Annotated in this window: 15 protein-coding genes; 7 read left to right on the top strand and 8 right to left on the bottom strand. The window is 71.9% G+C overall.

The window, feature by feature from the left end; translation table 11 throughout:
* Positions 1-2 precede the first annotated feature (2 nt).
* Together ACFXB5_RS02515 and ACFXB5_RS02510 are read left to right on the top strand one after the other, a co-directional pair.
* Complete coding sequence (locus ACFXB5_RS02515) at positions 3-1,376, top strand: sensor histidine kinase (RefSeq protein ID WP_385201642.1); 1,374 nt, start codon at positions 3-5, stop codon at positions 1,374-1,376.
* Positions 1,373-2,065 carry a response regulator gene (locus tag ACFXB5_RS02510; RefSeq protein WP_385201640.1) on the top strand — a complete coding sequence of 231 codons (693 nt, stop codon included), beginning with the start codon at positions 1,373-1,375 and terminating at the stop codon, positions 2,063-2,065. Before ACFXB5_RS02515 ends, ACFXB5_RS02510 begins: the two co-directional genes overlap by 4 nt.
* Positions 2,066-2,070: 5 nt before the next feature.
* Here ACFXB5_RS02510 and ACFXB5_RS02505 read toward each other — a convergent pair whose 3' ends face one another.
* Entirely contained in the window at positions 2,071-3,294 is a 1,224-nt protein-coding gene (locus ACFXB5_RS02505; RefSeq protein ID WP_385201638.1) for an FAD-dependent monooxygenase, read from the bottom strand.
* Positions 3,291-4,697, bottom strand: coding sequence for an MFS transporter (locus ACFXB5_RS02500; protein ID WP_385201637.1), 1,407 nt, complete (start codon positions 4,695-4,697; stop codon positions 3,291-3,293). The genes ACFXB5_RS02505 and ACFXB5_RS02500 overlap by 4 nt, the downstream gene beginning before the upstream one ends.
* A 269-nt stretch (positions 4,698-4,966) precedes the next feature.
* Here ACFXB5_RS02500 and ACFXB5_RS02495 point away from each other — a divergent pair, with 269 nt between their 5' ends.
* Positions 4,967-6,004 carry a serine hydrolase domain-containing protein gene (locus ACFXB5_RS02495; protein ID WP_385201635.1) on the top strand — a complete coding sequence of 346 codons (1,038 nt, stop codon included), beginning with the start codon at positions 4,967-4,969 and terminating at the stop codon, positions 6,002-6,004.
* Between the two features lie 50 nt (positions 6,005-6,054).
* Here ACFXB5_RS02495 and ACFXB5_RS02490 read toward each other — a convergent pair whose 3' ends face one another.
* The 4 genes from ACFXB5_RS02490 to ACFXB5_RS02475 all read right to left on the bottom strand — a co-directional run bounded on the left by ACFXB5_RS02490 (position 6,055) and on the right by ACFXB5_RS02475 (position 10,389).
* Positions 6,055-6,915, bottom strand: a complete 861-nt coding sequence (locus ACFXB5_RS02490) for a family 16 glycosylhydrolase (RefSeq protein ID WP_385201634.1) — start codon at positions 6,913-6,915, stop codon at positions 6,055-6,057.
* A 100-nt stretch (positions 6,916-7,015) separates the two neighbouring features.
* Entirely contained in the window at positions 7,016-8,356 is a 1,341-nt protein-coding gene (locus ACFXB5_RS02485; protein ID WP_385201632.1) for an ROK family protein, read from the bottom strand.
* Positions 8,357-8,485: 129 nt separating this feature from the next.
* The gene (locus ACFXB5_RS02480) at positions 8,486-9,790 is read right to left on the bottom strand and encodes an ROK family protein (protein WP_385201631.1); all 1,305 of its coding nucleotides are present in this window, start codon (positions 9,788-9,790) and stop codon (positions 8,486-8,488) included.
* A gap of 173 nt (positions 9,791-9,963) precedes the next feature.
* A complete protein-coding gene (locus tag ACFXB5_RS02475) occupies positions 9,964-10,389 on the bottom strand; it encodes an ankyrin repeat domain-containing protein (RefSeq protein WP_385201629.1) in 426 nt (141 codons plus the stop codon).
* A gap of 240 nt (positions 10,390-10,629) precedes the next feature.
* On the opposite strand from ACFXB5_RS02475, the gene ACFXB5_RS02470 reads away from it, so the two are divergent.
* Positions 10,630-10,824 (top strand): hypothetical protein, encoded by a 195-nt coding sequence (locus tag ACFXB5_RS02470; protein ID WP_037965369.1) that lies wholly within the window; start codon positions 10,630-10,632, stop codon positions 10,822-10,824.
* A gap of 1 nt (position 10,825) precedes the next feature.
* Positions 10,826-12,469: a hypothetical protein gene (locus ACFXB5_RS02465; RefSeq protein WP_385201627.1), complete on the top strand. Its 1,644-nt coding sequence runs from the start codon at positions 10,826-10,828 to the stop codon at positions 12,467-12,469.
* Positions 12,470-12,589: 120 nt separating this feature from the next.
* Here the strand turns inward: ACFXB5_RS02465 and ACFXB5_RS02460 are convergent, their stop codons facing one another.
* Positions 12,590-14,113, bottom strand: a complete 1,524-nt coding sequence (locus tag ACFXB5_RS02460) for a PLP-dependent aminotransferase family protein (protein ID WP_385201625.1) — start codon at positions 14,111-14,113, stop codon at positions 12,590-12,592.
* 174 nt (positions 14,114-14,287) lie between these two features.
* On the opposite strand from ACFXB5_RS02460, the gene ACFXB5_RS02455 reads away from it, so the two are divergent.
* Both ACFXB5_RS02455 and ACFXB5_RS02450 read left to right on the top strand, forming a co-directional pair.
* Positions 14,288-14,875, top strand: a complete 588-nt coding sequence (locus ACFXB5_RS02455) for a YitT family protein (protein ID WP_385201758.1) — start codon at positions 14,288-14,290, stop codon at positions 14,873-14,875.
* A gap of 256 nt (positions 14,876-15,131) precedes the next feature.
* Positions 15,132-15,506, top strand: coding sequence for an RNA polymerase-binding protein RbpA (locus ACFXB5_RS02450; protein WP_014056358.1), 375 nt, complete (start codon positions 15,132-15,134; stop codon positions 15,504-15,506).
* A 176-nt stretch (positions 15,507-15,682) separates the two neighbouring features.
* Here ACFXB5_RS02450 and fxsA read toward each other — a convergent pair whose 3' ends face one another.
* Positions 15,683-16,267, bottom strand: a complete 585-nt coding sequence (gene fxsA, locus ACFXB5_RS02445) for an FxsA family membrane protein (protein ID WP_385201623.1) — start codon at positions 16,265-16,267, stop codon at positions 15,683-15,685.
* Positions 16,268-16,511: the final 244 nt, after the last annotated feature.

Below are 16,511 nucleotides of genomic sequence, written 5' to 3'. Positions count from 1 at the left end.
CCATGATGAACACGGGTGGCGGTGGCCCGCGACCACGCGGCACGTGGTGGCGGGAGGGAGCGATCACCGCGACGGCGTTCGTGCTCTGTCTGCTCGGCGGCGTGGTGCGGGAGGACGGCAGCACGCTGTCACTGCCGCCTGTCGCCGCCTACGTCATCGCCGTGGTGTCCTGTGCCGTGCTGCCGGTGCGGCACCGGGCCCCCCTGGCCGCCATGGCGGTCACGACCGCGAGCGGTGTGCTGGTGCCGCCCTTGGGCCTCCTGCTGAGCCCGCTCATCGTGGCCCCCGCCGGGATCACCGCCTACTCCTACTCGCTCACCGCGCGCACCGAACGGCGCGCGGTGAGCGCGGTGTCGCTCATCTCCGTGGCGCTGCTGGTCGCCTCCACCCCCTTGTTCGGGGCCCTCTCGGGGAAAGACGCGAGCAGGGTGGGCGCGGTGGTGGCGTTCCCGCTGGTGGCCGGCCTACTCGGGCACTCGGTGCGGAACCGACGGGCCTACCTGGCGGCCGTGGAGGAGCGGGCCCGGCAGGCCGAGAAGAGCCGGGACAGCGAGGCGCGCCGGAGAGTGGGCGAGGAACGGTTGCGCATCGCCCGGGAACTGCACGACCTCGTGGCCAGTCAGATCACCCTGGCCAACGCGCAGGCCACGGTCGCCGCCCACCTCTTCGACGCCCGCCCGGAGCAGACCCGCAAGAGCCTCAAGGAGCTCGTCGAGACCACCAGCGACGCGCTCGACGAGCTACGGGCCACGGTCGGTCTGCTGCGTCAGTCCGGGGACGCGGACGCGCCCGCCGAACCGGCGCCCGGACTGTCCCAGCTTCCCACGCTCCTCGAGTCCTTCCGCCGCGCGGCTCTGGAGGTGTCGGTGCACCAGGAGGGCACGGCCAGGCCGCTGCCGCCGGGAGTGGACCTCACCGCCTACCGCATCGTCCAGGAGGCCCTGACCAACGTGACCAAGCACGCCGGTACCGGTAGCGCCCGGGTGCGCCTCGTCTGGAACCGCGATCACGTGACCATCACCGTCGCCGACGACGGAGGGGGCGGGGGCGCCCGTACGGCGCCGACCGCGGCCACGGGGCGGGGCGCGGCCACGGGCCCGCGTGCGGCCACGCCGGCGGACCGTCCGCCCGGTTACGGTCTGATCGGGATGCGTGAACGTGCCACCGCGGTCGGGGGGCAGCTCTCCACGGGCAGGCGCCCTGAGGGCGGCTTCCTCGTCTCCACCCAGCTGCCCCTCCCGCCCGCCAAGGACACGACGCGCGGGACCGACGGAGCGACATGGACTGATGGAGCGACAACCATCGAGGGGCGGATGGCCGACGGAGCGACAGGTGACGGACGGACGGGCGGCGGAGAGGCCGGGGGTGCGCCATGACGCTCCGGGTGCTGCTCGCCGACGATCAGGCCCTGCTGCGCGGTGCCTTCCGGCTGCTCCTCGACAGCGCCGACGACATCACCGTGGTCGGCGAGGCCGCCGACGGCAGGGAGGCGGTGAGACTCACCCGGGAGCTGCGGCCGGATGTGGTGATCATGGACATCCGGATGCCGGAGGTGGACGGTCTCACCGCCACGTCGGAGATCTGCGCGGACCCGGATCTGCGTGCCAGCCGCATCCTGGTCCTCACCACGTACGAGACCGACGAGTACGTCGCTCAGGCGCTGCGCGCGGGGGCCGGCGGCTTCATCGGCAAGGGCATCGGGGCCGAGGACCTGCTGGACGCCGTGCGTACGATCGCCGACGGCGACACTCTTCTTTCCCCCGCCGCCACCCGCTCCTTGGTCGCCCGTTTCCTGGCCACACCGGACCACGCCACGCAGCACCACCCCGAACAGCTCGCCGTGCTCACCCCGCGCGAACGCGAGATGGTGGCCCTGGTCGCGACCGGCCTGTCCAACCAGGAGATCGCCGAGCGGATGTTCCTCAGCCCCTTCACCGTCCGCGCCCATGTGCAGCGCGCCATGACGAAGCTGGACGCCCGCGACCGGGCGCAACTCGTCGTCATCGCCTACCGGACGGGCCTGGCCCACGCCGCCCCCGACGGCGGGACCGGCGGCCCGTCGTAGTCGAGTCACGGCATCGGGTCGAACTCGGGCAGCGTAAGAGCCGAGTGGGCCGGTCGTGGCGTCGCGGAGGGCATGGTGACGAGGCCGCGCAGCATGGTGTTGCGTTGCTCCAGGGCCCGCGCCGTGGTGGGGAAGAGCGTGGCCCCACCGTTGTCGACCAGTGCCTGGTTCATGGCCACGAACTCGCGAACGTCGCGTTCGTAGGCGGCGAAGGCCGCGGTGTGGTCCCGGTTCGTGGCCAGGGCGTTGGCGAGCATATAGACACCGACCAGCGCGAGGCTCGAGCCTTGTCCGGTGAGGAACGAGGGTGCGTACGCGGCGTCGCCGACGAGCGCGACACGGCCGCTGGACCAGTGGGGCATGCGGATCTGACCGGCCGTGTCGAAGAACAGGTCATCCGCGCCGCGCATGGCGTCGACCATGCCGGGGACCTCCCATCCCGCGCCCGCGAAGACCGTGGCGACCAGGTCCCGCTGGGCGTCGGGGTTCCGGAGGGCGTCCAACGGCGGTTCCGGCTGGTGGAAGTTCAGGAAGGCGTGCAGCTCATCGTTGTCCCCGACGGCGTAGAGGGCCGCGGCTTTCCCCGGGATGTTCCACAGCATGAGCTCGTGGGAGAGCCCGAAGGTGTTCGGCATGGTGAATATGGCGAAGCAGTAGCCGAGGTAGCGGTGGAACTGTTCCTCGGGGCCGAACAGCGACTCCCGGGTGTGAGAGTGCATACCATCGGCGCCGACCACCAGGTCGAACGTGCGCCGTTGCCCACCGCGGAACGTAACGTCGACCCCTGGTCCGGACTGGTCGAGGGTGGCGATGGAGTCGTCGAACAGGAATTCCACGTCGTCACGGACCAGCGCGTAGAGGGCGGCGGCCAGATCCCCACGCCGCACCTCGAGGTCCTGTCCCTCGGCACTGCCGGCAACGGCGTGCGGAGGGAGCGAGGCCACCTTACTGCCATCGGCGTTGAGGAAAGTGCAGCACTGCGAGTCGATGTGCGCGTCCCGCAGTCGCGGCAGTATCCCCATCCGCCGGACCACCTCTATCGCGGTACCGCGGATGTCGATCGGGTAACCACCGGCGCGCAGCACGCCTGCCTTCTCCACCACGGTGACCGCGAATCCGGACCGGGCCAGCCAGTACGCCAGCGCGGGTCCGGAGATGCTGGCCCCGGAGATCAGAACTGTGCGCTTCGCGGTAGTACTCACGTCCGTCGACAGACCGGTAAGTGTCATGCCTGGGCTCCCTTTTTCTTCGTGATACGGACAACGAGCAGTGACAGTGCGGCGACGAGGCCGGCGACGGCGAAACCTGTGACGAAGGCCGATTCGGTCGGCATGCCCGTCGCCGAGTCGGCCCCGGCGTCGAGGATCGCGGCGGCGATCTGGACGCCCAGGGCGATGCCTGTCACGCGTGTCACCACGAGCACGCTGGTGGCGATGCCGGTGTCCTTGGTCTCGACGGCGGCGGTGGCGCCGGTGAGCAACGCCGTAGTAGCGGCGCCCGCGGCCATCGCGGCCAGCGCCTTCGCGAGGACGAGCTGCCATTCCGCGGTGTGCAGCGACACCAGGGCGATCATCGTGGCCGCCGTGACGACGGCGCCCACGATGAGCACGGCACGCAGACCGAAACGCCGCGCCACGATCCCGCCGACCGAATCGCTCACCGCCCCGGCGATGGCGCCGGGGAGCAGGAACAGTCCGATGTCGGTGGTGTCGGCTCCGAAGCCGTACCCGTCGCCCGGCACCCCGAACAACTGCGGGAGCAGAAAGCTCGCCATCCCGAAACTGGTGGTGATGACGATGGTGAGCAGGCACGCATGCCACATCGCGGGCTTTGCCAGCATGCGTAGATCGACCATCGGCGAGACTGCCCGGCGCTCGACGACAACCCATCCGGTCGCAAGGGCGGCCACGACCACCGCGAGGGCCCCGATCGCGAGTGGCGGCAGGCTGTCGTCGCCGGTCACCCTCACGAGCCCAAGCATGAAAGCGAGCAACGTGCCGCTCAGCAGAACCACGCCGGGCCAGTCGATCCCGTACTCCGATTCGATCGGCGGATCATGCGGCATCAACCGAGCCACGACCAACGTCATCACGATGATCACGATCGTCGGCAGCGCGAACATCCAATGCCAGGAAAGTGCCTCCGCGATCGGCCCGGCAGTCAACGTTCCCACCATGCCGCCGCCCGTGAACAGCGCCATGACCACCCCCATCCCCAGCTGTGACTCCCCTGCCGGGAGGTGTTTGCGCACCAGGATGAAGGAAAGGGGCAGCGCACCCACCATGGCGCCCTGCAATACCTGACCGAGCAACAACACCGGCAGGTCCGGCGCCAGACCGGCCAACAGACCACCGGCCGAGACCACGGCCATCAGCCGGACCAGCACCCGCTTCCCGCCGTAGCGGTCGCCGAGTTTGCCTGCGACGGGTGCGATGGCGGCGCCGGTGATGAGCACCGCGTTGGAGACCAGTGCCGCTTCGCCAGAGCTGACCCCCAGCTCACGTTGCAGCAGCGGGAGCGCGGGATCCACCACTGTCTGCAGGGTACCGAGGGCGAGTGCCAGGATGCCGAGGGCACCGATCGACAGCCTCCCGATGCGGACCGGGGGCGGGGAAACCACAGCTTGGGACATAGCGTCCCTTTCATCGTTGGTTACGAGTTCATCGTTGATCGCGAGCAGGTGCGTGGACCTGCTTGACGTGTGCGCGATGCGCGGGATTCACGCGCCTCCAACACTTCCCTCCGGCGCCCCGCCGGGCATCGTCCTGCGCCGCCGTCTTCCCCTGGTGCACCCGGACCAGCCGCTCACCCGTCCTGGTGCCTGCGCACTACGGGCCGGCTCGGGCCGGTCGGACGGAGGGTGTGTTGCCACGAGAGGGCGAACGACTGGACGATGGGCCGGTGAGTGATGCTTGGGCGGGGGTCGACTCCGTCGCGCTGGAGCGGGCCGTGCGGGAGCGGGCGGGGCGGCCCGTGGCCGGGGTCGAGGACATGCGGAGCTACCTCGGGGCACAGGTGGCGGATGTCTCGCACCGCGAGGTGGTCGGGCCGCTGCGAGCCGGACACGGGCCCGGTGGTGTGGTCGTGCGGCGCGGCGAGGTGCTCGCCCGCTGGGGGGATCCGGCCCGGGTGGAGATGGCCTTCAGCGCGACCAAGAGCGTGCTGGCCCTCGTCGCGGGTGTCGCCTTCGACGACGGACTGCTACGGCTGGACGAACCCGTGTGCGGCTCCGTGGAGTTGCCCCAGTTCGCGGATGAGCACGGGCGCCGGATCACCTGGCGGCAGCTGCTGGACCAGACGAGCCAGTGGGAGGGCGAGCTGTGGGGGAAGCCGACGGGGGTGGACGCCCAGAGCGTCCGCGAGGGGACGGAGTCGGCGGGCGGGCCGCCCGGTGAAGGGTGGGCCTACAACGATGTGCGGGTGAATCTGACGGCGCTCGCGCTCACCGTCCTGGTGCGGCGGCCGCTGCCGGAGGTGCTGCGCGCCCGTGTCATGGAGCCCATCGGGGCCTCCGGCTCATGGTCGTGGCACGGCTACGACAACTCGTTCGTGGACATCGGCGGCGTCCGCCTGCCCGTGGTGTCCGGCGGCGCCCACTGGGGCGGCGGGCTGTGGATCAGCGCGCTCGACCTGGCCCGTATCGGCCAACTCTGCCTGAACGGTGGGGAGTGGGCCGGGCGCCGGATCGTGTCACGGCGCTGGATCGAGGCGTTGTGGACCCCGTGTGCCGTCAAACCGGAGTACGGGCTGTCGTGGTGGCTCAACGACGGCCGCGTGGTGTGGCCACAGGCCCCGTCGAGCGGGCGCTGCGCCCGGGGCAACGGCGGCAACCACCTCTTGTGGGTGGACCCGGCCCGTGACCTCACCCTCGTCTCACGCTGGGGTGCCGATGTGGAAGCCCTCGTCGCGGCGGTCTCGAAGGCGGTCCGCCCCTGCTGATGACACCGGCGAGACCACCGCTCAGCGGGCTTCCACATCGGCCGCAGGCGTCAGCTGCCGCCCGTCACCTTGACGTAGTCGACGACCAGCTGCTGCGGGAAGGAGGTGTTGCCGTCCGGGTCGCCGGGCCAGTCACCGCCGACGGCCAGGTTGAGGATGATGTAGAAGGGGTGGTCGAAGACCCAGCGGTTGCCGTTGAGGTCCGAGGGCGTGCGGGTCTGGTAGACGTTGCCGTCGACGGACCAGGTGATCTTGTTCGGCGACCAGTCGATGGCGAAGGTGTGGAAGTCGTCGGAGAACTTGCCGCCATTGGGCAGGGTGTAGCCGGCGCCGATGCCGCCCGAGCCGGAGTAGCCGGGGCCGTGGATGGTGCCATGGACGGTGCTGGGCTCGAAGCCCACGTTCTCCATGATGTCTATCTCGCCGCAGTTGGGCCAGCCCGCGCTGCCGATGTCGTCGCCGAGCATCCAGAAGGCGGGCCACATGCCCTGGCCCTGCGGCAGCTTCATCCGGGCCTCGACATGGCCGGAGGCCGTGGTGAACTTCTGGGAGGTGTTGAGGCGGGCGGAGGTGTACTCACACTGGCCGTACCAGCAGTTGTAGTTGGCCGGGTTCTCCTTGCGGGCGGTGATGACAAGGTTGCCGTTGCCGTCCAGCGCCGCGTTCTTGTTGCCGTCGGTGTAGTACTGCCGCTCGTGGTTGTTGACGTTGTCACCGGTCTCCAGGCCCCACTTGGAGCCGTCGACCGCGCTGCCCGCGGCGCCGTCGAAGTTGTCGGTGAACTCGGCCGCGGCGGCCTTGGTGTGGGGGGTGTCCGTGGTGGCCGTGGCCGGAGCGGTGAGCCAGGGGGTGGCGGCGAGTGCGGTCGCGGAGAGCAGACCGATCACGGTGTTGCGCAGCGTACTTCTCATGGAACGGTGGTGCCTTCCTGTGTGGGGGATGGGACCGGTGGGTGCCGGTCCGGTGGGGGAAGGTGTGTGTCCGGCGGCTGGGGGCCGGGGTCCGCGGGCGCTATGGCACGGGCATACGGGTGGCAGGGGCCACGCGCGTCAGCGCTCCTCGCGGGGTGGTAGTCGCACGACAGACGGGAGGAGGGCGCGTCAGCGCTCCTCGCGGGGTGGTGGCCGGGCGGCGGGCAGGACGGTGCGCGCCCTCGGTCAGGAACTGGCGGACGGGCAGGGCGGCGGCGCCGAGCGCCACGGCGTGGGGGCCGAGCCCGCTCAGCCGGATGTCGGTCTTCGCGTACGGCCTGCGCAGCGCCTGCGCGGCCACCGTCTCACGGATCCGCGGCAGCATACGGGCGCCGAACATCAGCCCGGCCCAGCCGCCGAGGATGATCCGCTCGGGGTTGAAGAGATTGACGAGATTGGCGATCCCGGCGCCCAAGTACACCGCCGCCTCCTCCAGGACGCGCTGCGCGGCGGACGAGGTGTCGGCGGCCGCGAGCAGCGCGGCGAACGCGGACTCCTGGTCGGCGCCGGGAGTGACGCGGCCGCGCCGGGCCTGGCGGTAGCGCTCCAGGACCGCCTCGGCCCCGACGTACGCCTCGAGGCAGCCGCGGGCGCCGCACCGGCAGCGGCGGCCCCCGGCCTGGACGGTGGTGTGACCCCACTCGCCCGCGCTGTCGGTGGCGCCCCGGTAGGGGGAGCCGTGGGTGATGACGCTCGCGGAGACGCCGGAGCCGATGAGCGCGACGACGGCGTGCTGGACGCCGCGTCCGGCGCCGAACCACATCTCGGCCCGGCCCAGGGCCTCCGCGCCGTTGTCGATGTGCAGGGGCAGCGCGGTGCCGGTGCGCAGCAGCCGCTCCAGGGGGACACCGTCCCAGCCGGCGGCCGAAACGCCGATGCCGACGCCGAGGATGTGCCCGTGGGGGATTCCGGCTTCCTCGATGACGGCGTCGAGGAAGGTCAGGATGTGGCGGACGGCGGTTTCGGCGCCGTGGGGTCCGGAGGCTAACGGGTAGACGGCTCCGGCGCGTTGGGTGAGGGCGAGGTCGAACAGCCCGACGCGGACCCGGGTATCGGCGACCTCGACGCCGATGACGTACCGGTGCTCGGAGACCAGCCGCAGCCGCGGCGATTCCTCTTCCGTGACGACCTCTTCCGTGACGACGCCTTCCGTGACGACGCCTTCCGTGACGACGCCTTCCGTGACGACGCCTTCGGCGATCAGCTCGCCGATGACCGCGCTCACGGTGGTGGCGCCGAGCCCCGTACGGCGGACGAGCTCCTGGCGGGTGAGCGGAGCGTGCAGATACAGCGTCCACAGCAGCGAGGAGCGGCTGCCGCGCCGCGGATCGCGCACGGTGGTGCGCAGCGGGGGCTGGGCTGCCTGCGCCTTGGCCGTCATCGGTCACCTCCGGGGAGACACAATGTCCAGCCCTGTTCAATGCATGTCAATAGGTCTGGACCTTCTTGCATCAAAGAATTTGAGGCGGGGCCCGACCCAACTCCCCCTGAACCGACAGAAGTCGAACCCTCAGCGCGCTCCACCGGTGGCGAGGAAGTGTGCCAGCGGCAGCGTGGCCGCGCCCAACGCCACGGCGTCGGGCCCCAGTTCGGCCAGCCCGATCTCGGTCTGCGCGTACGGCCGGCGCAGTGCGTAGGAGGCGGTGGCGGCCCGGATCCTGGGGAGGACCCGGCCGCCGAGGAGCAGTCCGGCCCAGCCGCCGAGGATGATCCGCTCGGGGTTGAAGAGGTTGATCAGATCGGCGATACCGGCGCCGAGGTAGGCGGCGGTCTCCTCCAGCACCTCGCGCGCCCGCGCCTCGCTTCCGGCGGCCCTTACGATCGCGGCGAACGCGGCCTGCTGGTCCTCACCGGCACCGTCCGTGTCACCCACACCGCTCTCACCGGCACCGGTCTCACCGGCACCGCCCACACCGCTCTCACCGCTCTCACCGCCACCACCCGCGCCGCCCGCACCCGCTCCGCGCGCCCCGCGCCCATAGCGGTCGAGCACCGCCTGAGCCCCGACGTACGCCTCCAGACAGCCGACCGCACCGCATCGGCAGGCGCGCCCGCCGACCTGGACGACCGTGTGCCCCCACTCCCCCGCGCTGCTGGTCGCGCCCCGGTACGGCACCCCGGCGGTCACGATGGCCGCGCCGACGCCGGATCCGATCAGCGCGATCACCGCGTTGTCCGCGCCACGGCCCGCCCCGAACCACATCTCGGCCTGCCCCTGCGCGGTGGCGCCGTTGTCGATGAACAGCGGCAGATCGGTGCCGGTGCGCAGCAGCCGCTCCAGCGGCACCGCGTCCCGGCCGGCGGTCGGGCCGTGGACGAGGATCTCGTTCCCCTGTTCGACGACGCCGGGGACGCCGACCCCGACGCCGATGACCGCGTCCGGCGAGGCACCGCTCTTGGCGATGACCGCGTCCAGGCCGGTCAGGATGTGGCCGACGACCGGCTCCGGATCCCGCTCCAGCCCTCCGGGCGTCAGCGGATGCTCCCACCGGGCCAGTTCCGTCAGCGTGAGGTCGAACAACTCCACGCGGACATGGGTCTCGCCGACGTCGACCCCGATGAGATGGCCACCGCCCGGCGTGACCCGCAGCAGCGTGCGGGGGCGGCCGCCGTCGGACTCGACGGACCCGGCCTCCTCCACCAGTTCGTCGGCGAGCAGTTCGCCGACGACATTGCTGACCGAACCGGAGCTGAGCCCGGTGAGCGCGCCCAGTTCCTGACGGCTCACCGGGCCCCGGAAGTACAGCTGGCGCAGCAGCGTCGAGCGGTTGCCGCGCCGCAGGTCGCGGACGGTCCGTCGGTTCATCTGACCCATCGGGCTCCTTCCCCCTGCCCGAACCTACCGGACGCGGCCGCTCTTGACGCCGACTGGTTTCATCGCTTAACTCACGGCCTGAATGAAGTCTCGCGCTTCACTTTTTGAACGGTCAAGGGCGGGTTGACGGTCAACGGCCACTGAGTGACGCCGCCTCATGGCCGCCGTACGGCTCACGACTCCGCGCCCGGGGCCTGGAACAGCGCGAGCAGATCCTCCCGCCCGAACATCCGCGCCGTCTCGACGGCCGACGGCGATCCGGCGCGCGGGTCGGCGCCCTTGGCCAGCAGCACCCTCAGCACCTCCGCCTCGCCCTTGAACGTGGCGCCCGCGATGGGGGTCTGACCCCGTTCGTTCACCCGATTGGGGTCAGCGCCGCGCTCGAGCAGGGCCGACACCGCGGCGGGATGGCCGTAGTAGGCCGCGAGCATGAGCAGGGAATCGCCCTTGTCGTTGGTGAGGTTGGCGGGGACGCCCGCGTCCACATAGGCGGCGAGCGTATCGGTGTCACCCTGCCGGGCCAGGTCGAAAACCCTGGCCGCCAGTTGGAGCACCTCCGGGTCGTGGGCGGGCTCGCTCTCGGGGTTCGATTCGGTCATGGCCTGTCGCCTCCGGCTTCGCTACCTGGGTATGTGATCATCCACCCTAAGGACGGCGGCGGACCCACCCGGGCAGGCGGGCACCCCGCCCCGACCGGCGGTCGGCTCGTAGCGCCACGCCTCCATGGTGATGATTACACCGATAATCCACCCAATTGCACCTTTCGCCCGGTGGATGCATGCTGTGATCCTGGAACCACTCATGGTGACTGACCGTCCCCCATCAGCCAGGAGACCGTGATGATCCTGTCCATTTCCGGCGTCGTACTGCTCGGCATCATCGTCTTCATCTTCTTCCGCAAGGACGGCCTGAAGGGGTCGCACGCGGTCATCTGCGCGCTCTTCGGCTTCTATCTCGCGTCCACCGCGATCGCCCCGAGCATCAAGGCGGGCGGCGCGAGCCTCGCCGGCCTCTTGGGCGGGATCAAGATCTGACGTGGGCCGGAGACCGCTCCCCCGCCTCCGTCTCGGCAGCGCCGGGGGCACTCCGCTCGTCCCGCCCGGCCGCGGCCGGGCGGTCGCCCGCAGCACGGCCGACGGCGTCGCCGATGTGGTCCAGCCGCTGGTCGCGCTCTCGCGCGGGTTGCGCGTGCTCGCCGCCGCCGGGCGGCGCAAGTGGACGGAGCTGCCGGGCGACCGCCGCGGACCGGTGTTCACCCTCGTGGTCGCCTGTGGCTTCGTCCTTTTCCTGCTGCCGTACGGGCCACTGGCGGCGGCGATCAGCCTGATCGGCGCGGCGGGCTGGGCCGGCCGGGAGCGCGCCGGGGGCGCATCGGAGACGCCCGCCGACGGGACCGAGCGGCTGCGCACGCTCTACGAGGCGCTGGTGCCGTACTTCTCCGCCTCCGAGGACCCCAGCCCGCTCTACAGCCACGGCGGCGACTGGTCCGCGGCGTTCGACTCCTTCGCCTTCGACGAGAGCGGACGGCTCACCCGGCTGCGCCTCCACTACCCCGCGTACTTCACCGACGGCGAGCCCGCGGCCCGCACCCGGATCGAGCAGCTGCTGTACGCGAAGTCGGGGCGCGGCCGTGAATATCTGTTCGAGTGGGACGAGGAGGCCAACAACCTCACCCTGACCGTGCTGCCCGCCCTGTCCACCGCGATCCACGCCCAGCGCTTCGTCACCGCGCCCGGTGAGACGGTGCTGGGCTTCACCGACCCGTCGTCGGTGCAGCGGACGCTTCCGGTGCTGGCGGGGCCGGAGACGTGCGGGGAGGACGGGGAAGGCGAGGAGAGCACGGAGGACACGAAGGACGTCGGGCTCAAGAAGGCGGCAGGGGACGGGCCGGAGACCCATGACGCACCGCCGGTGATCTGGCGCACCGGCCCGCGCTCGACCGAACCGCATCTGCTCGCGCTCGGCCAGCCCGGAAGCGGCACCACGACCCTGCTGCGCTCGATCGCGCTGCAGGCGCTGCCCCATGGCGAGGTGCTGGTGGTGGACGGCGGCGGCACCGGCGAGTACGCGTGTCTGAGCGGACGCACGGGGGTACTGGCGGTGGAGTGCGGGCCGGCCGGGGTGCTGGCCACGCTGGAGTGGGCGGGCCATGAGACCGAGCGCCGGCTGATCGCCGCCAACCGCGCCCGCCAGCTGCGGCACGCGCCACCGGAGGACATCCAGCGCCCGCTGTGGATCCTGCTGGACCGGCCGTCGGTGATGAGCCATCTCGCGGCGGCGGACGGCCGCACCGATCCGCAGGAGCTGCTGGCAGTGCCGCTGCGGCACGGACGGGCGGCGAACGTACGGGTGGTGGTGGCCGACCAGCTGGACGCCGCGGAGGCGCTGAGCGAGGCCGTACGGAGCCACACCCGGGCCCGGGTGGTGCTGGGCCCGGTCTCGTCCGAGCAGGCCACGGCCGTCCTCGGGGCGCCGCCGCACACCACGCCGACGCCCGAGGTGCCTCCGGGCCGCGGCTATGCCCGCCTCGGCGCGGGCCCGGTGCACCGCCTCCAGGTGCCGGCCACGCCCGATCCGTACGACGAGGCGGCCGGCGAGGCCGAGCGGCAGGCGGTGCTCCGGCTGCTCCCCGCCCCGGACCCGGCGGCGCCCCCGGCCCCGGCACCTGTCGGGGGTTAGCCACCGAGACCTCGTAGCGCTGCCGCACCGGAGCGCGTTACGGCACGTCAGGCCAACGCCACAGCAACAGCAACAGCAACAGCAACAGCAACAGCAACAGCAACAGCACGGTGCGGCACGTCAGGCCACATACGTCCGCGGCACCTCCGCCTCGATCGTCGCGCCCGTGGCCACCAGGTCGGCGGCCGAGGCCAGCCGGGTGGCGGCCTTCTCGGCGACCGCTCCCCCGACCGTGAACGGCAGCCGTACGTACCCCTCGAACGCGCCGTCCACCCCGAAGCGGGGCCCCGACGGCACCCGGACCCCCAGCCGGGCGCCCGCCTCGGCGATGCGCGAGCCGGAGAGGCCGCCGGTGCGGACCCAGAGGGTGAGCCCGCCGTGCGGGACGGTGAACTCCCAGTCGGGCAGATGGCGCCGGAGGGCGTCGACGAGCGCGTCACGGTTGCCGCGCGCGAGCTCCCGGCGGATCTCGATGGCCTCCTCCCAGCCGCCGGTGTTCAGCAGCCAGGCGACGGCGAGCTGTTCGATGACGGGGGTGCCCAGGTCCGCGTAGGCGCGGGCGGCGACCAGACTGCGGATGACATCGGGTGCGGCGCGCACCCAGCCGATGCGCAGCCCCGCCCAGAAGGTCTTGCTCGCCGAGCCGACCGTGATCACGGTGCTGCCCGCCGGGTCGAAGGCGCAGACGGGCCGGGGCAGCTCCACCTCGTCGTCCAGCCGCAGCTCGGCCATGGTCTCGTCGGCGATCAGGACCGTTCCGGCGGAGCGGGCGGCGTCGACGAGCTGGCGGCGCTGGTCCTCGGTGGCGAGGGCGCCGGTGGGGTTGTGGAAGTCGGCGATGACGTAGGCAAGCCGGGGCGCGGCGGCGCTGAGCACCTGGCGCCAGGACGGGATGTCCCAGCCCGCGAGCCGGTCGGCCACGGCGACGGGGACGAGCCGGGCGCCCGCCTCCCGCATCAGCTGGAGGATGTTGGCGTAGCTGGGCGATTCGACGGCGACCCGCTCCCCGGGCCGGACCATCAGCCGGCAGGCGGCGGCGACGGCCCCCATGGCGCCGGTGGTGACCATGATCTGCTCGGGCATGGTCGGTATGCCGCGGGCGGTGTAGCGGTCGGCGAGCGCCTGGCGCAGGGCGGGCAGCCCGGCGGGGTAGTCGCCGTGGGTGTGGGCGTAGGGCGGCAGTTCGTCCAGGGCGCCGCGCATGGCGCGGGTGAGCCAGGGCTCGGGGGCGGGCAGCGCGGCACAGCCGAGGTCGATCACGGAGGCCGCGGCCTCGGGCGGGAGCGGATCGAGCCCCCGGGTGGGCAGCGGGCTTCCGGCGGGCATGGCGGTCCAGCTCCCGGCGCCGCGCCGGGACTCCAGGAACCCCTCGCCGCGCAGCGCCTCGTAGGCGGCGGCGACGGTGGTGCGGCTGACCGCGAGCGCCGCGGCGAGCTCGCGCTCGGCGGGGAGACGGGCCGCGACCGGAACCCGGCCCTCCAGGATGAGCAGCCGTACGCCGTCGGCGAGGGAGCGGTAGGCGGGGACGCGGCGGCCCCCGGTCGGTGAGGCCGCGGCCCCGGCGGCCATGCCATCGCGGGTGTGCTGTGACCCGAGCAGCCGGGCCAGTTGGGGTGCCCCGACAGCGGACGTCCATGGACTCATCGAAAGCGGTCCACCTTTCGGAGATTGGCCGTGGAACTGGACTGGTTCCAGGCCACAGAGTGACATGCCGCAGGCCACTCACACCAGGAGCACGCGTTGTCCGACCTTCCACGCCGCCGCCTTCCACGCCGTCTTGCCCAGCTCTACGTGGGGCTGGTGCTCTACGGGGTGTCCATGGGGCTCCAGTTGCGCGCCACGCTCGGTCTCGACCCGTGGGACGCCTTCCACCAGGGCGTCTCCGAGCACACCTCGCTGTCGATCGGCACGGTGACGGTCGTCGTCGGCGTCGCCGCGCTGCTGCTGTGGATCCCGCTGCCCCAGCGGCCGGGGCTGGGCACGATGTCCAACGTGCTGGTGATCGGGCCTGTGGTGGACGCCACACTGTGGCTGATACCGGAGCCGGAGGCGCTGGCGGTGCGGATTCCGCTGCTGCTCTTCGCGATCGTGCTGTGCGGGGTGGCCACCGGGCTCTACATCTCGGCGCGGTTCGGGCCGGGCCCGCGGGACGGGCTGATGACGGGGCTGCACCGGCGCACCGGGTGGTCGATCCGGCTGGTGCGGACCGGGATCGAGCTGGCGGTGCTGGCCACCGGCTTCGCGCTGGGCGGCTCGATGGGGGTGGGAACGGTGCTGTTCGCGCTGACCATCGGGCCGCTGTCGCAGTACTTCCTGCGCGTCTTCGCCATTCCCGCACCCGCCGGGACGGGCCCTGGGATCGTGGCGCGCGGCGGCGTCGAGCCGCAGGTCCGGGACCTGATTTAGGGCTGGGGCCGTCGGGGCGGTAGTGTACGCCCTTGGCCTACCAGGCGGACCGTTACTGCGCGCTAAAGTACCAGAAACGCTGGGTGACATCTGCTGCCAGATGTGACAAACCGGGCGCCTGTGGGTAGAACAACGGGGCGGCACGACGGGCGACGCATGTCCCAATACGGGAATCTTCACCGCCGACCGGACGTTGACCGGATGACGACGACAGCGACACCTGTCCTGTGGGCGACAAGCCCGGGAGGCACGATTCATGAGTGAGCGAGCTCTTCGCGGCACGCGACTCGTGGTGACCAGCTACGAGACCGACCGCGGCATCGATCTGGCCCCGCGCCAGGCGGTGGAGTACGCATGCCAGAACGGCCATCGATTTGAGATGCCGTTCTCGGTAGAGGCGGAGATCCCGCCGGAGTGGGAGTGCAAGGCGTGCGGCGCCATGGCACTCCTTGTCGACGGCGACGGTCCAGAGGAAAAGAAGGGCAAGCCCGCGCGCACGCATTGGGACATGCTCATGGAGCGGCGCACCCGCGAGGAGCTGGAGGAGGTGCTGGCCGAGCGGCTGGCGGTTCTCCGCTCCGGTGCCATGAACATCGCCGTACATCCGCGGGACACCCGTAAGTCTGCCTGAACCGAGCGGCAGCACTGAGGAAACAACTGAAGTACGAGGGCCGGGGCCACTGCTGAGCAGTGGCCCCGGCCCTTGCGCGCCCTTCGACCCTTAGGTGCGCTTCGGCCCTTAGGCGTGTTTCAGCCCTTAGGCACGCTTCGACCCTTATGCGCCCTTCGCGCCGGCTGAGCCGGGCCTCAGCCCCGGTCGCGCGGCCGCAGCCCGGGGCCCGGCTCTCCGTCGCCGTCCCGGCCCGGGTCGTCCCCGTCCCGTATCACCTCGCCCTGGATGACCGTGCCCTGCTCCGGGCGCTCCCACTGCTCACGGGCCTGCTGGAAGGGGTCGGACGGCGATCCGGGGACGAAGCCCATCCGGCGCGACAGCGCGCTCTCCGCGCGGCGCCGCAGCAGCGCCCGGGTCGGCGGGAACAGGCACACCAGCGCGGCCACGTCCGAGACCAGCCCCGGCACCATGAGCAGCAGCCCGCCGAGCATCGTGAAGGAGCTTCCCGGGCGCGCGGCGGGCTCCTCCGCGCCCGGCCGCATCGACCCGGCCAGGCTCTGCCACGCCCGGCGGCCACCGCGCTTGACCACGGCCCCGCCCACCACCACGCCCGCGACCAGCAGCAGGAAGACGGTCAGCCCGCCGGCGACGTCCGCCACCAGGGTCAGCAGCCAGATCTCCAGCACCAGCCAGGCGGCGATCCCCAGCGGTACGAAGGTGCGGGCGCGTGAGCGCTTCGGGCGGGTCGGGTCGCTCTGCTGCGATGCGCCGGTCATCATGCCTCCAAGTGTGCCCGGGCCCGTGACCGATACGGAGCGCGGGTCGCATGGCCAAGGGGATCGAGGGGATCTCATGGGTTCCAACGCGCGAGGGGTCCCAGAGGGTCCAGGAGACCGGAGGAGACCGGGCGGAATCCGCGAAAGCGCGAGGTATCGGCGGGGGGGGGGGGGGGGGGGGGGGGCGGGGCCGGGGGGGGGGGGGGCGCTGTGGGGGGGGGCGTCGCTGGGTGTGGGGGGGGGGCGC

The organism is Streptomyces sp. NPDC059455 (genome assembly GCF_042750115.1).
GTDB lineage: Bacteria > Actinomycetota > Actinomycetes > Streptomycetales > Streptomycetaceae > Streptomyces > Streptomyces endocoffeicus.
The sequence above is the reverse complement of the archived record's forward strand: the minus strand, read 5'-3'. Positions and strand labels throughout refer to the sequence as shown.

Excerpts from the sequence above, each read along its gene's own strand:
- ACFXB5_RS02515 (WP_385201642.1), top strand. The coding sequence starts at position 3 with ATGATGAACACGGGTGGCGGTGGCCCGCGACCACGCGGCACGTGGTGG.
- ACFXB5_RS02510 (WP_385201640.1), top strand. The coding sequence starts at position 1,373 with ATGACGCTCCGGGTGCTGCTCGCCGACGATCAGGCCCTGCTGCGCGGT.
- ACFXB5_RS02505 (WP_385201638.1), bottom strand. The coding sequence starts at position 3,294 with ATGACACTTACCGGTCTGTCGACGGACGTGAGTACTACCGCGAAGCGC.
- ACFXB5_RS02500 (WP_385201637.1), bottom strand. The coding sequence starts at position 4,697 with ATGTCCCAAGCTGTGGTTTCCCCGCCCCCGGTCCGCATCGGGAGGCTG.
- ACFXB5_RS02490 (WP_385201634.1), bottom strand. The coding sequence starts at position 6,915 with ATGAGAAGTACGCTGCGCAACACCGTGATCGGTCTGCTCTCCGCGACC.
- ACFXB5_RS02485 (WP_385201632.1), bottom strand. The coding sequence starts at position 8,356 with ATGACGGCCAAGGCGCAGGCAGCCCAGCCCCCGCTGCGCACCACCGTG.
- ACFXB5_RS02480 (WP_385201631.1), bottom strand. The coding sequence starts at position 9,790 with ATGGGTCAGATGAACCGACGGACCGTCCGCGACCTGCGGCGCGGCAAC.
- ACFXB5_RS02475 (WP_385201629.1), bottom strand. The coding sequence starts at position 10,389 with ATGACCGAATCGAACCCCGAGAGCGAGCCCGCCCACGACCCGGAGGTG.
- ACFXB5_RS02470 (WP_037965369.1), top strand. The coding sequence starts at position 10,630 with ATGATCCTGTCCATTTCCGGCGTCGTACTGCTCGGCATCATCGTCTTC.
- ACFXB5_RS02460 (WP_385201625.1), bottom strand. The coding sequence starts at position 14,113 with ATGAGTCCATGGACGTCCGCTGTCGGGGCACCCCAACTGGCCCGGCTG.
- ACFXB5_RS02455 (WP_385201758.1), top strand. The coding sequence starts at position 14,288 with ATGGGGCTCCAGTTGCGCGCCACGCTCGGTCTCGACCCGTGGGACGCC.
- ACFXB5_RS02450 (WP_014056358.1), top strand. The coding sequence starts at position 15,132 with ATGAGTGAGCGAGCTCTTCGCGGCACGCGACTCGTGGTGACCAGCTAC.
- fxsA (WP_385201623.1), bottom strand. The coding sequence starts at position 16,267 with ATGATGACCGGCGCATCGCAGCAGAGCGACCCGACCCGCCCGAAGCGC.